Here is a 14,163-nt window from a genome sequence, read left to right as displayed (position 1 = left end):
ACTCAAATTACTGGTTCCACTTTTACTGGAATATAACGATCACCCACCCACTTAGGAAAACTGACGAGCACTTTGGTATTGCCAACAAGGATATCTTCATTCGATTCCTGAGCTGACAAAAGGCGATCTACTCTTATAATTCCCAGTCCATTGGTGTTTATGACTGTGCCGAGTTGGCCTATGGTTTTTCCAGCGGTCGTTATGTTTTGCTCACCATTTTGTAGTTCATTATCGGCGGATACGACACAAACCCGCTTTCTGGCGGAGCCGCGATGCTGCATGCGCGAGATAACTTCTTGCCCCACATAACACCCTTTTTTAAAGTCGATGGCATTGTTTAAATCGTAATAGATGTCGTGTGGAAATATGTCATTTAGCTCAAAGTCTGAACCGGACTCAGCAACGCCATATCGGACGCGTTGTTCATCAAAACTTCCTTCGACACTCTCAAGCGATGTGGGCTCATATAATCTATAGACATCAGCTTCGTCAGGAAAACGTAGATCTTTCAGCCCCGATATGTTCTCAACGTCTTCTGACCATATTACCGAAACTTGATATTCATTAGGATCCTCAACAAAAACATCTGCTCGTAATTTATAAAGCTGAATTCTCTTTTTAAATGTTTCTACCAAATCTTCTCTAATATCGATGAGGAAATTGTTGGGCCCTGTTGTGCCAATTAGAAAATCAAATGCAATTTTGCCTTGGGGTGTTAGCAATGCACATGGCGTAACGGAGTTTCTATCAAGGTTTTCGATATTTGCTGTGACTAAGTTTTGCAAAAAGGACGTTGTGTCCTCACCATGAAGCCGAATGAGTGATCTATGTCGCAAATATTGATGTGGCAAGGCCATCTCCCGAACTAAAATACACTATCTAATTAGGAGTTTGAGACGCCAATAACAAGTCTCGTGAAAGGCCTATTGTAGAATTCTTTCTGGGGAAAATTCACCAGTGATGATGCGATCGCGAACTTCATTAAGCATGGCCTCGGTTGCATCTTCACCCTGAAGGCGAATAGCTTCGCGAATTGCCATGGCAAGTGTCGCATCTATCAGAATTTCTTGTTCAATACCTTCAGCTACGCAATTGGCCCAAACATCATGTTGATGTTGCAGGGCGGCCTGCATTTTTTCTTGTACGATTAGATCTTCTAATTCGTCGAGCTGATGTTCAAATTGATCATTCATGCAAGATTGATACTATCAATGAAAATAAAGCGCCAGCTGAAAATGCAAATAACTAAAAAAACATGAGTCTTGACGTTAAGATTTAATTAAAATTTTTTGTATTCTATTGGCTTGTTAACAAAATTTATTGATTTTGTTGCATTTTAGTTCGAATAGCGCGTTAAGAGCTCATTGATAAGTTTCTGACCTTCTTTGCGATAATTACCTTCAATCAGGCGAGCTGCATCGGTGCATATGGTATAAACCGATGAAAATGCCCGATAACCCATATTGTATTTTGCAATCAGTTGTTTGCGGCGTGCAGGCTCTGATGCGGTTTCAGCGTCAATAATTTCCTGCATGCGCAGCCGAAATGAGTTGTTTTGGGATGTTTTGCATAAATTGCTAAGATAATGCATTGATCCTGCAAGTTCAGCTACCCGGTGAAGACGGTCTTCATAGGGAGGCTTTTCTTGACCAATAGTCGGCGCGAATAAGCTGGGCCAGATGATTAGCCCAACAGTAGCAACTTTTGAGATTCGGTTTAAACAATTCATAAGAAGGCTATAGACCAGTTTGCAGAATGTTTAAACTATGAGATTGAAACTTAGAAGTTCATTGTTCTATTGGGACATCCGGCATAAACGCGTGTGTTACAAATGCAAATGTCAGGTCATAGGGGATGTCTTCATCACCACGTTTAGCGATAACATTTCCTATCTGTCGACCTTCTGAAATTTGCCGTGCGTCGAGTGCTGATCGAGTGCCATCTGTCCATATCAGGGTTATGCCTTCTCTGGTGAGTGTTTTCTCATCACGAAGTTTTTGTAAAGAGACAACAAAGGGCTTGTCGCCATCTTTTACAGATACAACATACGCCAGTGGTGCGATACCCTCAGGAAACTCACCTCTGAAAAGGAAAGGTCGGTTAGAGGTATCATATCTCACATACGGGTTTGAGCCGTATTGCCTAAGGTGTATGTTATTTGGAACCAGAACATCTGCTTCAGGGTGGCGTTCAACAAACCTGCTCCAAGATTCTGTGCGCGATGGAAGGATTTTCAGTTTTGTACCAAGGCGAGAGCCTACAATTGCTTCGCCCGTGAATTGTTGCCACCAGCTATCTGTTTTCCGATCATACATAATCATATCAGAATGCCGAAGTTTACCGCTTACGCCGAATTCTGTGACGTCACCATCAATTGTGCGTTCAAATACAACAGATGCATTGCACAAAGGGCAGTAGGTGATTGCAACAGGAACACCGCCGATCACGTCATTTACGATTTCGTGCCATGTCAATATTCGAACGGGGTAGGCTTTCGTTTGGCCGTTTACCGTCAAACTTAAAACTGGTTCATGTTCCTCAAGACCTTCAATCCCTGCGGCTGTGCGGAATTCTGGACGATCAATGGACGGAATGCCATCTTTGGGCGGTCCACCAGAAAGCACCTCTTTGAAATCTATTGATGATTTGGAGAAGTCAGTATTGCCCCAACCTTCAATCTTCCAAATATCCGGATTTGCATATGCTTGCGAGATCAAAACAGTAAAACTTAATAGCGCAGATAAAACAAAGTGTTTCATGAGTACTTCTCCTTTTGGGCAAAATATGCCCCAATTTAGAGTTCCATGCCAAGCAAGTTTGTTCACAATGTCTTGAGGCCTGTCTCAATCTGGAGACTCTCTAATCTTTAGCGAGCTTTGCAAAGCAATCGATCATGCTCGGTGGCATCTCTAGAGATGCAGTGTCTGGAAGTTTATACCATCCCAATTCTTCTGCATCGTCTTGAGCGTAAGCGCCTGAAACATCACTCACGCTAACTTTGAAAACAGTTAGTGCAAAGCTGCCACCCTCACGCGTTAGGTCGTATTCTGCATAGAATTGAGCATCGATTCCAACAAGTCCCGTTTCCTCAAGAAGCTCGCGCAATACTGCATGCATCAGACTTTCACCAACTTCAACGCGACCACCTGGAAACGCATACATGCCTTTAGATGGCGGGTTCATACGCTTTACGAGCAAATAACTATCACCATCTTGCACGATTGCTGAAACAACCTGCAGAGATGGTCGCATGTTCTCTTGCATAATTTCTCCGACCTTTTGATTCTGCTTGACCAGACAATAGGCGACCTGCAATGAATTCGCCATGTGTGGTCGTTTCTCTCTCATTGCTTCTCCTGAAGAGCTATCGGAATTTTTTGCTGTATTGGAAATAGAAAAATTTCCAGAGCGGTATAATATTGCACCAACTCAACCAATTATGGTGATCATTGATGGTCCGGTGGCTGGCGATGGATCTAATTTGCCGCAAAGGCGTGCTCTGCTGGTTCGCTGGGGATTTACACCAACATGGGTAAAAGATCCCAAGAACTTCCCGCTTTTGATAAATGCACGAAGTGAGACTGCAAATGGCAAAGCCTCATTTAAGGCGGCAATGCGTCATAGGCGTGTGCTTATTCCGGCCTCTGGGTTTTATGAGTGGAAACGTCCACCAAAAGGCTCAAAGGAAAAATCACAAGCTTACTGGGTGAAGCCCAAAAAACAGAAAATTGTTGCATTTGCTGGTTTGATGGAGACTTGGTCATCGCCCGATGGGTCAGAAGTGGATACGGCTGCCGTTTTAACAACAGCAGCGAACAACACTTTATCTCCGGTTCATCACCGCATGCCTGTTGTGATTGATCAGGAAGATTTTGGTCGTTGGCTTGACTGTAAATCGCAAGAACCGCGTCATGTCGCTGATCTTATGAAACCTGCCGATGACAACTTCTTTGAAGTGATTGCGGTGTCTGATGCTGTCAACAAAGTTGCTAATATGGGGCCTGACATTCAAACGCCTTTGACCGATGAGCAGATCGCTTTCGCGAACACCCTGGAACCAGCAAAAAAGCCGAAAGTAAAAGCTGAAAAACCGAACTCAGGCCAAATGGATTTATTTTAACTATGACGATATATCTCTCTCCATTTGTGTCGGGCTTTATTCTTGGCGCATCTTTGATTATTGCAATTGGCGCCCAAAATGCCTTTGTGTTGCGGCAGGGCTTGTTGCAAAAAAATGTATTTGTAATTTGTTTGATCTGCGCAGCGTCAGATGCGCTTCTGATATCAATGGGTGTGACAGGTTTAGGACTTTTGATTGAGCGATTGCCTGGGTTGATCACGATAATTACGCTTGCAGGCGCTACATTCCTATTCGTCTATGGAATGATGGCTGTTAAACGGGTATTTTTACCTCAATCGATGGAAAGCTTAAAGGAAAATGGATTAAGCTTACGTGCTGCAGTTCTGACGTGCCTTGCGTTTACCTTTCTTAATCCTCACGTATATCTCGATACATTTATTCTGATTGGCGGACTTTCAGCTTCATACGATGGAGGCTTGAAAATTGCATTTACTGTGGGTGCGATGATGGCATCCTTTGGCTGGTTTTTCTCGCTTGGTTATGGTGCTCGACTTCTCGTACCTTTTTTCGAGAAACCAAACAGCTGGCGGGTACTCGATGGTTTGATTGCGATTGTCATGTTTGGATTAGCGATCAGTTTGCTATTACAATTTTTAAATGGTTAGAGATAAAACCTTGACCGAAATCTATCAGCACGGCATAAAGAGCTTATGAAAACGAAGCAGCGACAGCCACTTATTTGCACTTGCGGAATTATTATAAACTAGCTCACAGCTGGTTTGGCCGTTTTCGTCTATCACTCAACGACATAAAGCGCCGGACCAGCCGGACGATGAACTTTGCTGTTTGAGGGATATAAATGACCACCGAGATAATGCTCTACAACACCTTAAAACGTGAAAAATCGGTTTTTGAACCAATCGATACCGAGAATATTGGTGTCTATGTTTGTGGCCCAACAGTTTATGATTTTGCTCATATTGGAAATGCGCGACCAGTTATCGTTTTTGATATTCTAAACAGATTTCTTCGCGAAGTTTATGGTGCTTCTCACGTTACATTTGTGCGAAATATTACCGATGTTGATGATAAAATAAATGCGCGCGCGTTGCGTGATTATCCCGACCTTCCATTAAATGAAGCGATCTCCCACGTAACGGAGAAGACCATTGCGCAGTATCATGCTGATATTGGTGCGCTTGAATGCTTGGCACCTGATCACGAACCGCGGGCCACGCAATTTGTGGATGATATGGCGACGATGGCGCAGAACTTGATTGATAAGGGGTTTGCCTATATCGCTAAAGGTGATCAAGGACGTGAGGTTCTGTTCGATACAGAAGCAATGCCCACATATGGCAAACTCTCAAACCGTAAGTTGGACGAGCAAATGGCAGGTGCTCGCGTTGCTGTTGAAAACCATAAGAAAAACGCAGGTGATTTTGTTCTGTGGAAGGAATCATCGGCGACTGCCCCTGGTTGGGATGCGGACTATACTGCAAATGGTGAAACGCAGAAAATTAAAGGGCGACCTGGTTGGCACATTGAATGTTCTGTCATGGCAAAGGCCTACCTTGGAGAAGTATTTGATATCCATGGTGGTGGTCTTGATCTTATCTTCCCGCATCATGAAAATGAAATTGCTCAATCTTGCTGCGCTCATGAAACCGATCATATGGCACGCTATTGGATGCATAACGGATTTCTACAACTCGAAGGTAGAAAGATGTCGAAATCTGAAGGGAACTTCATCACTATCAGCGAGTTGTTAAATACGAACAAGTTTGGTGGTCGAAAATGGGCAGGGCAGGTTTTAAAACTTGCAATGTTGATGACGCATTATCGTGAACCAATTGATTTCTCGATTAAGCGGCTTGAAGAGGCTGAAGCTATTTGGAAGAAGTGGCCAATTGTTGAACTAAAAGACGGTAAAGTCTCATCTCAAGTTATGGATGCATTAAGTGATGATTTGAATACAGTCACTGCTGTTCAAGCTATTCAAAAATTAGCCATGAATGCTGGTTCAAGTGAAGCCGCTGCGCAAGAATTTGCTGCAAGTGCAGCTCTGTTGGGGCTTCTTCCCAAAAGTGCAGAAACATCTGATTTAGATGTAGCAAAAATCGATGAACTTGTGTCGAGCCGTTTAGGCTGCCTTAAAGAAAAAAATTGGGCAAAAGCTGATCAAATTCGTGATGAACTCGGCGAACTGGGTGTTTTGCTTAAAGACGGAAAAGACCCCGATAGTGGTGAACGAATTACCAATTGGGAAGTTAAGCGGTAATCTTGAATTTAATCTGTGAATGCTAGAGCAATCTTATGAGTAAACGACGTATATACATATTTGATACAACCCTACGCGATGGTCAGCAAACGCCGGGGATTGATTTCTCACTAGATGATAAAATTCATATTGCTGGTTTATTGGATAATCTTGGTGTTGATTATGTAGAAGGTGGGTATCCTGGAGCTAATCCGACTGATACCAACTTCTTTTCTAAAACACGAACGGAACATGCAACTTTTACAGCGTTTGGCATGACTAAGCGCGCTGGGGTTTCAACATCGAATGATCCCGGTCTTAATGCGCTTCTTCAGGCTGGAGGTTCAGCGGTTTGTTTTGTTGCAAAAAGCTGGGACTATCATGTCGAAATAGCGCTCGGTTGCACAAATGAAGAAAATCTGGAAACAATTTCAGATTCTGTGCGAGCAACCGTAGCTGTTGGCAAGGAGCCCCTTGTTGATTGCGAACACTTTTTTGATGGTTATAAGGCGAACCCGAAATATGCAATTTCATGTGCTAAAACAGCCTATGATGCAGGTGCGCGGTGGGTTGTTCTTTGTGACACAAATGGTGGAACATTACCGCACGAAATTTTGACTATCGTGAAAAAGCTGGTTGATTCCGGTATTCCGGGTGAAAATATCGGCATTCACGCGCATAATGACACCGGTCAAGCCGTTGCCAATTCATTGGCTGCAATTGAGGCCGGTGCATGTCAGATACAAGGAACATTAAACGGGATTGGAGAGCGTTGTGGTAATGCCAATCTAACAACGATTATACCGACAATATTGCTTAAGCCATTTTATGCATCTCGATTTGAACTCGCCATTGCAGAAGACAAACTCAAAAACATTACGCAAACATCGCGTGCGTTTGATGAACTTCTTAATCGTCCGCCGGAAGCGCAATCGCCCTATGTCGGGTCTTCGGCCTTTGCCACAAAGGCCGGTATCCATGCGTCTGCACTTTTAAAAGATCCAAAAACCTATGAACATATTGTGCCGGAAAGTGTTGGAAACTCGCGCAAGGTAATGGTTTCAGATCAGGGTGGAAAGTCTAACTTTATCGATGCACTTACGCGTCGCGGAATTGAAGTTGACAAAGACGATCCTCGACTTGATACATTAATATCACTTCTCAAAGACCGCGAAGCTGTCGGTTACGCATATGAAGGGGCGGATGCGTCATTTGAACTTCTGGCACTTCGGACATTAGGCTCGGTTCCGACTTATTTTCGAGTTGATAGTTTCCGTGTGATGGTCGAGCGCAGATTTGACGCGCAAGGCCAGCTTAAAACAATATCGGAAGCTGTTGTTAAGGCAGAGATCGATGGACATAGTGCCATGTCCGTTGCCGAAGGTCATGGGCCAGTAAATGCGCTTGATAATGCTTTGCGGAAAGATTTGGGCAAATATCAAGCCGAGATATCTGATTTGGAACTTGTTGATTATAAAGTTCGTATTCTAAATGGCGGTACCGCCGCGACAACGCGGGTTTTAATCGAATCACGTGACAGTTCAGGCCAGCGGTGGTCAACTGTCGGAGTATCAGAGAATATTATTGATGCTTCATTTCAGGCGCTAATGGATTCGGTGGTTTTTAAACTTATGAAGAATCGCAAGCTCGCAGGGCTTGTTGCGGCGGAATAAAGGCTAAATATTTAGTCAAATTATTGCTAGTCCGCCGTATTTATATACTAAATGCGGTGCTGGGTGGATGTATCCATGCCCAAGCTTGTGTCACCATGATAAAGTGGCTAACAATTATGGCAGTTATTTCGGTGTATGGAGAATTGAATGCTTGATATTAAGGCTATCTTGGCGACTTTAGCGGGAATTATAGTTGTCGGCGGAATTGGGGCCTATGTTTACTTAGAGAACTCCACTCCAGAAGATCAAGTTATTCAGGTTGCTAATGATCCAACGACCTCACAAACGGCAAAGGAGGAAACCTCTGCTGTTTCTGAAATTGATAGTAAGGATGAGAAGCCAGAGGTAGGTGATGACGCGGAAAGTAATGAAGCCGGCGAAAGCTCCCAGGCGGAAACTGTCGATGCTGCTCCAGACGAGCCAATCAAGAATTGGAAGATGCCGACATTTGATGTTTTGCGAGTTGAGCCAGACGGTTCAACTGTTATAGCTGGTAAGGGTGAACCAAATACGACTTTAAAAGTTATGAACGGTGACGAAGTTCTCAATGAAGTTAAAATAGGTTCAACTGGAGACTTTGCCGTCATTTTTGATCAACCTCTAGATTCAGGTGACTATCAACTTACTCTGAAAGTGGAAGACGAAGATGGTAATGCTTTGGTTTCTGAAGAAACTGCGGTGGTAAGCGTGCCAGAAGAAGCCAGTGGTCAACTCTTAGCTATGATAACAAAACCAGGGAAGGCGAGCCGAATTCTTGCTCAACCAGAAGCGCCTTTACAGGTCGCTAATGATGGAGCTGAAAAAGAATCTGAGAAAGTTGAAGTTGCTGCAAATACAATAACTGCTGAAAAAACCATAGAAGCGGAAAAAGAAGTGCCGACAGTCTCTGCGTCCGAGAGCGAGAGCGTTGAGACGGCAGTTTCTGAGCCAACATTGGATAAAAACATCGAAAATGCAGCGACTTCTGAGTTGGAAACAACTGCGGAAAAGGTGATGGAGAAATCGGAAGAGAGTAAAGACCTGGTTGCCGCTAATGAACCAGATGTGAGTAGTGAAACGTCTGCTCCTACTGAGGATGCCGCCGCTGCAAAAGTGGTGGAGATGGCTAAAGATGAGGTGATGGAGAACGCCACTGATGCTGCTGAAACTGTCGTTGCAGTGGTGAAAGAAGCCGTTAAAGATGTCGATAATACTGCCAAAGACGCTGTAGAAGTAGTTTCAAAAAATGCTGAAGAAAATACCGTCTCTGAAACTCCAAAAAATACAGTATCCCAGCAGAAAAATAACTTTGTCGTCCGAATTGAAGCTGTTGAGGTTGAGGGTGACAGGCTGTTTGTTGCAGGTGTTGCGACTAAAGGTAATAGGGTTCGTATTCTTGTTGATGGCACTGAAGTTGGAGCTGTTGATGTCAACGGGGAGGGGCGTTTTCTAATTGAAACCCGGCAAGAACTAAGCGTTGGTCAACATATGATCGCTGCTGCACTGGAAAATAAATCTACAAAAGAGATTGTACTTCAAGCCGTTGTTCCGTTCAACCGTCCAGAGGCGCAGTCAGCAGCAGCTGTTGCAGCTTCAGATAGCGAGCAAAATGCAGCGAACGCAGGCGAAAAACCAAAGATGAAAACAGAGATGGCTAGCAATGCTGCAGATAGCCAAAAATCTGAGGGTACGAATAAACAGGATAGACCCGTCATAAGTAGTTCTGAAAATGCGCTTGATTCAAAGCAAGGCAATGCAGATGAAAGTATGAAAACCGCTGATGAGGGTTCTGAAGTAACTATGAAAAATGACGCAGCTAATGTGAAGGTAAAGTCTGAAACAGCTATGGCTAGTTCTGATACTATGACGAAGGATGAGCCGCAAACTATTGTACAGGATACGTTAACGCCTGCTGCCTCTCAATCAGTTATTATTCGTAAGGGGGACACTTTATGGCAGATTGCGCGCCGTACTTATGGTGCCGGCGTTCGGTACACGACAATTTACCTGGCAAACCAAGAGCAAATTCAAAACCCGGATAAAATTGCACCTGGCCAAATATTTATGGTTCCAGAAGAAGCTTTAGAAAACGCGGAAGAGTTGCACCAAAAGAGGCTTCAGGGAAATTAATTAAGCATGGAATAGCTTTCATGTGTTACTTGACGCGCAATCGTTCATCGTGTATCGACGATGAACGATGAATACTAAAAACACTTCATGCAAATTCGAAAATGATGCAAAACGCCTTTCTGCGTTGGCTCATCCAGTGCGGCTTAAAATTGTTCGTCATCTGGTGCATGAAAATGCGTGTTGTGTGAAAAACTTAGTGGAACGTGTTGATTTGGCACAATCTACAGTTTCCCAACATCTGAAGACGCTTCTGAATGCTGGTCTGGTAACATATCAAACCCGACAACAATCGTCTTGGTATGAAATAAACCGGGAAGAATTTGCAAAATTGTCAGACAGTTTAAACGTCATGTTCGATGAGTGTTGCAACTGTGAAATCATGCCTTCGTCCGATAAAAACGTTACCAAAAAGTAGATAGGTAATACACTGAATGAGTGAGAAAACAGTTTCGGCTGAGAGTGGAAATCCATATCAGTCTTTGAAAAATCTCTGGCCTTACATGTGGCCATCTGAGCGCCCTGATTTGAAGCGGCGTGTAGCTTTAGCTATGGGCTTTTTGCTCATTTCAAAACTAATACTGCTTTCTGTTCCATTCTTTTTTAAATGGGCGACTGACGCACTCAATGGCCAACTTGATTCGAGCTATTTGCCAGAGATGCTGTTGGCGCCAGTTATGCTTGTGATTGCTTATAATACTGCGCGCCTTGTCCAATGGGGTTTTAATCAGTTGCGAGACGCCTTATTTGCTCGCGTCGGGCAATATGCCGTGCGCCAGTTGGCTTTTAAAACTTTCATCCACATGCACCAGCTTTCGTTACGGTTTCATCTGGAACGCAGAACCGGAGGTCTGTCTCGTATCATTGAACGTGGCACCAAAGGCATTGAGACGCTGGTTCGGTTCACCATTTTGAATTTAGCTCCGACAGTTTTGGAGTTTGCGCTCACTGCAGTTATCTTCCTTTTTGCCTATGGGTTGTCTTATGTCACGGTCGCAGCGCTTACGATTTGGCTCTACATCTGGTTTACAGTCAGGGCCAGTGATTGGCGTATTCAAATACGCAAAGACATGAATCATTCTGATACAGAAGCCAACACAAAAGCGATTGATTCCCTCTTAAACTTTGAAACGGTTAAATATTTTGGCAATGAGGACATGGAAGCCAAGCGGTTTGATGTTTCTATGAAAGATTATGAGAAATCTGCCACGCAGGTTTGGACGTCGCTTGGATGGTTGAATATGGGGCAGGGAACCATATTTGGCATTGGCATGACTATTATGATGGTCATGTCTGCAATAGCCGTGGGGCAAGGTCAGCATTCTATTGGAGACTTTGTGTTGATTAATGTGATGCTGATGCAGTTATCCATACCCTTAAATTTTATTGGGTTTGTGTATCGCGAAATTCGGCAAGCCCTTACCGATATTGAGCAGATGTTTGATCTTTTGGATGTCGAGGCAGAAATCAAGGATTCAGCTGATGCTTTTGATTTGGATATCAAGGATGGGGCGATCAGATTTTCGGATGTTCATTTTGCCTATGATCAAAATCGTCCCATACTAAAAGGTATTTCCTTTGATGTGCCTGCAGGAAAGACCGTCGCGATTGTTGGGCCCTCTGGTGCCGGGAAATCCACGCTTTCGCGCCTTCTATTTAGATTTTATGATGTGCAGAAGGGAACTGTTAGCATTGATGGCCAGAATGTTTGTGATGTGAAACAAAAAAGTTTGCGTAAAGTTATAGGGATGGTGCCGCAAGATACGGTGCTTTTTAATGACACGATTGAATATAATATCGCCTATGGACGCGTAAGCGCATCAAAAGAAGAAGTGGCGGAAGCCGCAGAAATGGCTCAAATCGGCAGTTTCATAAAATCGCTGCCAGATGGTTACAAATCTATGGTCGGTGAGCGTGGATTAAAACTCTCAGGCGGAGAAAAACAACGTGTCGCAATTGCACGTACGATCTTGAAGGCACCACCAATTCTCATTCTTGATGAGGCGACATCTGCGCTTGATACGGCGACGGAACAGGAAATTCAGGCATCGCTAGATTTTGTGTCCAAAGGGCGAACAACGTTGGTCATCGCGCATAGACTTTCTACTGTGATCAACTCTGATGAGATTATCGTTCTAAAGGATGGTTTGATAGCCGAACGTGGCAAACATTCAAATTTATTAAGCCAAAATGGATTGTACGCATCTATGTGGGATCGTCAGCGCGAAGCTACAGAGGCGGAAGAGAACCTCAAACGGGTGCACGAAAGCGATGAACTTGGCATCATAAAGCGAAAAAAGACCGATCCTGTTTCAGAATAAGCTGAATTTTGTTCTGCGAAGTTGCTTCTCAATTGCATCGGCGCAAATTTGCCGTTAGCAATAGCGTAACTTAATAATTTTGAAGGTCAAAATGAGCATCGTTGATAGTATACGCAATTCCTTTGTGCCAATTCATCCAGAAGGTTATAAATTTATCGGCCTATTCTTCGGAATATCGGTCGTTCTTGGGTGGTTGTTCTCGCCGCTTTTTTGGGTTGGTATGGTTCTGACCGCTTGGTGTGCATATTTTTTTCGTGACCCTGAACGGGTAACCCCTATTGAAAAAGATTGGGCAATCAGCCCAGCGGACGGACGTGTATCGTCGGTTATGAAAATGATTCCACCTTCCGAACTAGAGCTTGGCGATGACGAGATGTGGCGTATCTCAGTTTTCATGAATATATTTAATTGCCATGTGAACCGAGCACCGATGACGGGTGAAATTCGTTCTATAAGCTATAAAGCTGGCAGCTTCTTGAATGCTGAGTTAGATAAAGCCAGTTCGGAGAACGAGCGTAACGGTATGGTTATCAAGACAGATCATGGAGAAATCGGCGTTGTTCAGATCGCAGGATTGGTTGCGAGGCGGATCATGTGTTGGTCTAAGGAAAATGATCATTTGAATGCAGGTGAACGATTTGGACTTATTCGTTTTGGTTCCAGGTTGGATGTATTCCTACCGCTGGACGCAAGACCACTTGTCTCAATTGGTCAATCAGCCATTGCTGGGGAAACTGTTCTTGCTGAGTTTGGTACCAAAGGTGCCCCCGTTTCTAGCAGGCGTGACTAATAGGAGAATTTATGGAGCCTACAAATTCGTCTGAAGATGTGAATGGTGGCGATAACTCGGATAGAGGTCCTCGTTTACGTGAGATTCCACGTCGTCTATTAATCCCAAATGTGATTACAGTACTTGCAATATGCGCAGGCTTAACAGGTGTTCGCCTTGCCTATGAGGGGCGCTTTGAAATGGCCGTTATGATGGTGCTTGTCGCGGCATTTCTCGACGGACTCGATGGTCGCGCCGCGCGTTTACTAAAGGCCCAAACTAATTTTGGCGCCCAGCTGGATTCATTGGCAGATGCCATTAATTTTGGCGTTGTACCGGCGCTAGTTCTACACGCCTATCTATTGCATATTGCGCCATCAATTGGCTGGGTTGCGGCCCTGCTTTACGCAATTTCAAATGTGTTACGCTTGGCTCGTTTTAATGTGATGCTTGAGCGAGAGGAGCGACAAGTTTGGGAGGATGCTTTCTTTTTAGGTGTTCCCGCGCCGCTGGGGGCGCTGCTTGTACTGCTACCGCTCTATTTAGGATTTCTGGGTATTGAAGCCAGCATGACCTTTGCTGTTATTGCTTCGCTTTATACTATGGTCATTGCCTTTTTGCTTATTAGTCGTGTTCCTGTGTTTTCTGGTAAGGATATGGGGCAAAGTATCCGTCGTGATCGATTTTTGCCGATCATTCTGGTTGCTGTTTTATATGTTTGGCTTCTTGCCAGCTTTACTTGGCAGACGCTGACACTAACAACGCTGGCTTATTTGCTCTCATTACCATTTGGTGCTTATGTTTGGTCTAAAAGATATGGAGCGCGCTCGCCGCAACTGGATGAAGATGCATCGTTGGATCAACGAAGATCTCCTAAAAAGAAGAAGTAAAAAAAGCGGCATTGAATTTTAATCAATGCCGCCTGAGTTGACTGGAGTTTAGTTTCGCTTGGA

The 14,163-nt window shown here is 44.1% G+C and carries 14 protein-coding genes; 9 read left to right on the top strand and 5 right to left on the bottom strand.

Going from position 1 to position 14,163, the window contains the following annotated elements:
• Nucleotides 1-2: 2 nt before the first annotated feature.
• The 5 genes from G3W54_RS07570 to G3W54_RS07550 form a co-directional block, all read right to left on the bottom strand.
• On the bottom strand, nucleotides 3-851 hold the full coding sequence (locus tag G3W54_RS07570; protein ID WP_162652478.1) for a folate-binding protein YgfZ: 849 nt from the start codon (nucleotides 849-851) through the stop codon (nucleotides 3-5).
• Between the two features lie 72 nt (nucleotides 852-923).
• Nucleotides 924-1,193 carry a hypothetical protein gene (locus G3W54_RS07565; RefSeq protein ID WP_162652477.1) on the bottom strand — a complete coding sequence of 90 codons (270 nt, stop codon included), beginning with the start codon at nucleotides 1,191-1,193 and terminating at the stop codon, nucleotides 924-926.
• Nucleotides 1,194-1,336: 143 nt separating this feature from the next.
• Entirely contained in the window at nucleotides 1,337-1,729 is a 393-nt protein-coding gene (locus G3W54_RS07560) for a TIGR02301 family protein (RefSeq protein WP_162652476.1), read from the bottom strand.
• A 58-nt stretch (nucleotides 1,730-1,787) separates the two neighbouring features.
• Entirely contained in the window at nucleotides 1,788-2,759 is a 972-nt protein-coding gene (locus G3W54_RS07555) for a DUF3179 domain-containing protein (protein ID WP_162652475.1), read from the bottom strand.
• Between the two features lie 100 nt (nucleotides 2,760-2,859).
• Nucleotides 2,860-3,348, bottom strand: coding sequence for an NUDIX domain-containing protein (locus tag G3W54_RS07550; RefSeq protein ID WP_244627856.1), 489 nt, complete (start codon nucleotides 3,346-3,348; stop codon nucleotides 2,860-2,862).
• Between G3W54_RS07550 and G3W54_RS07545 the strand changes: the two genes are divergently transcribed.
• The 9 genes from G3W54_RS07545 to G3W54_RS07505 all read left to right on the top strand — a co-directional run bounded on the left by G3W54_RS07545 (nucleotide 3,326) and on the right by G3W54_RS07505 (nucleotide 14,100).
• Complete coding sequence (locus G3W54_RS07545) at nucleotides 3,326-4,120, top strand: SOS response-associated peptidase (protein WP_162652474.1); 795 nt, start codon at nucleotides 3,326-3,328, stop codon at nucleotides 4,118-4,120. The genes G3W54_RS07550 and G3W54_RS07545 overlap by 23 nt on opposite strands.
• 2 nt (nucleotides 4,121-4,122) lie before the next feature.
• A complete protein-coding gene (locus G3W54_RS07540; RefSeq protein WP_162652473.1) occupies nucleotides 4,123-4,746 on the top strand; it encodes a LysE/ArgO family amino acid transporter in 624 nt (207 codons plus the stop codon).
• A 194-nt stretch (nucleotides 4,747-4,940) separates the two neighbouring features.
• Entirely contained in the window at nucleotides 4,941-6,362 is a 1,422-nt protein-coding gene (gene cysS, locus G3W54_RS07535) for a cysteine--tRNA ligase (protein ID WP_162652472.1), read from the top strand.
• Nucleotides 6,363-6,397: 35 nt separating this feature from the next.
• Nucleotides 6,398-8,014 (top strand): citramalate synthase, encoded by a 1,617-nt coding sequence (gene cimA / locus G3W54_RS07530; RefSeq protein ID WP_162652471.1) that lies wholly within the window; start codon nucleotides 6,398-6,400, stop codon nucleotides 8,012-8,014.
• A 147-nt stretch (nucleotides 8,015-8,161) separates the two neighbouring features.
• Nucleotides 8,162-10,123, top strand: a complete 1,962-nt coding sequence (locus G3W54_RS19285) for a LysM peptidoglycan-binding domain-containing protein (protein ID WP_244627855.1) — start codon at nucleotides 8,162-8,164, stop codon at nucleotides 10,121-10,123.
• 67 nt (nucleotides 10,124-10,190) lie between these two features.
• Nucleotides 10,191-10,538, top strand: a complete 348-nt coding sequence (locus tag G3W54_RS07520; RefSeq protein ID WP_162652470.1) for a metalloregulator ArsR/SmtB family transcription factor — start codon at nucleotides 10,191-10,193, stop codon at nucleotides 10,536-10,538.
• A gap of 16 nt (nucleotides 10,539-10,554) precedes the next feature.
• On the top strand, nucleotides 10,555-12,441 hold the full coding sequence (locus G3W54_RS07515) for an ABC transporter ATP-binding protein/permease (RefSeq protein ID WP_162652469.1): 1,887 nt from the start codon (nucleotides 10,555-10,557) through the stop codon (nucleotides 12,439-12,441).
• Nucleotides 12,442-12,532: 91 nt separating this feature from the next.
• A complete protein-coding gene (locus tag G3W54_RS07510) occupies nucleotides 12,533-13,231 on the top strand; it encodes a phosphatidylserine decarboxylase (RefSeq protein ID WP_162652468.1) in 699 nt (232 codons plus the stop codon).
• A gap of 11 nt (nucleotides 13,232-13,242) precedes the next feature.
• Nucleotides 13,243-14,100, top strand: coding sequence for a phosphatidylcholine/phosphatidylserine synthase (locus tag G3W54_RS07505; protein ID WP_162652467.1), 858 nt, complete (start codon nucleotides 13,243-13,245; stop codon nucleotides 14,098-14,100).
• Nucleotides 14,101-14,163: the final 63 nt, after the last annotated feature.

This window comes from Lentilitoribacter sp. Alg239-R112 (assembly GCF_900537175.1).
Lineage (GTDB): Bacteria > Pseudomonadota > Alphaproteobacteria > Rhizobiales > Rhizobiaceae > Lentilitoribacter.
This window is presented reverse-complemented; position numbering and strand designations above follow the sequence as displayed.

What these genes read in the sequence shown, in the direction of transcription:
- G3W54_RS07565 (WP_162652477.1), bottom strand. Translation starts at nt 1,193, where the DNA reads ATGAATGATCAATTTGAACATCAGCTCGACGAATTAGAAGATCTAATC.
- G3W54_RS07560 (WP_162652476.1), bottom strand. Translation starts at nt 1,729, where the DNA reads ATGAATTGTTTAAACCGAATCTCAAAAGTTGCTACTGTTGGGCTAATC.
- G3W54_RS07555 (WP_162652475.1), bottom strand. Translation starts at nt 2,759, where the DNA reads ATGAAACACTTTGTTTTATCTGCGCTATTAAGTTTTACTGTTTTGATC.
- G3W54_RS07545 (WP_162652474.1), top strand. Translation starts at nt 3,326, where the DNA reads ATGTGTGGTCGTTTCTCTCTCATTGCTTCTCCTGAAGAGCTATCGGAA.
- G3W54_RS07550 (WP_244627856.1), bottom strand. Translation starts at nt 3,348, where the DNA reads ATGAGAGAGAAACGACCACACATGGCGAATTCATTGCAGGTCGCCTAT.
- G3W54_RS07540 (WP_162652473.1), top strand. Translation starts at nt 4,123, where the DNA reads ATGACGATATATCTCTCTCCATTTGTGTCGGGCTTTATTCTTGGCGCA.
- cysS (WP_162652472.1), top strand. Translation starts at nt 4,941, where the DNA reads ATGACCACCGAGATAATGCTCTACAACACCTTAAAACGTGAAAAATCG.
- cimA (WP_162652471.1), top strand. Translation starts at nt 6,398, where the DNA reads ATGAGTAAACGACGTATATACATATTTGATACAACCCTACGCGATGGT.
- G3W54_RS19285 (WP_244627855.1), top strand. Translation starts at nt 8,162, where the DNA reads ATGCTTGATATTAAGGCTATCTTGGCGACTTTAGCGGGAATTATAGTT.
- G3W54_RS07520 (WP_162652470.1), top strand. Translation starts at nt 10,191, where the DNA reads ATGAATACTAAAAACACTTCATGCAAATTCGAAAATGATGCAAAACGC.
- G3W54_RS07515 (WP_162652469.1), top strand. Translation starts at nt 10,555, where the DNA reads ATGAGTGAGAAAACAGTTTCGGCTGAGAGTGGAAATCCATATCAGTCT.
- G3W54_RS07510 (WP_162652468.1), top strand. Translation starts at nt 12,533, where the DNA reads ATGAGCATCGTTGATAGTATACGCAATTCCTTTGTGCCAATTCATCCA.
- G3W54_RS07505 (WP_162652467.1), top strand. Translation starts at nt 13,243, where the DNA reads ATGGAGCCTACAAATTCGTCTGAAGATGTGAATGGTGGCGATAACTCG.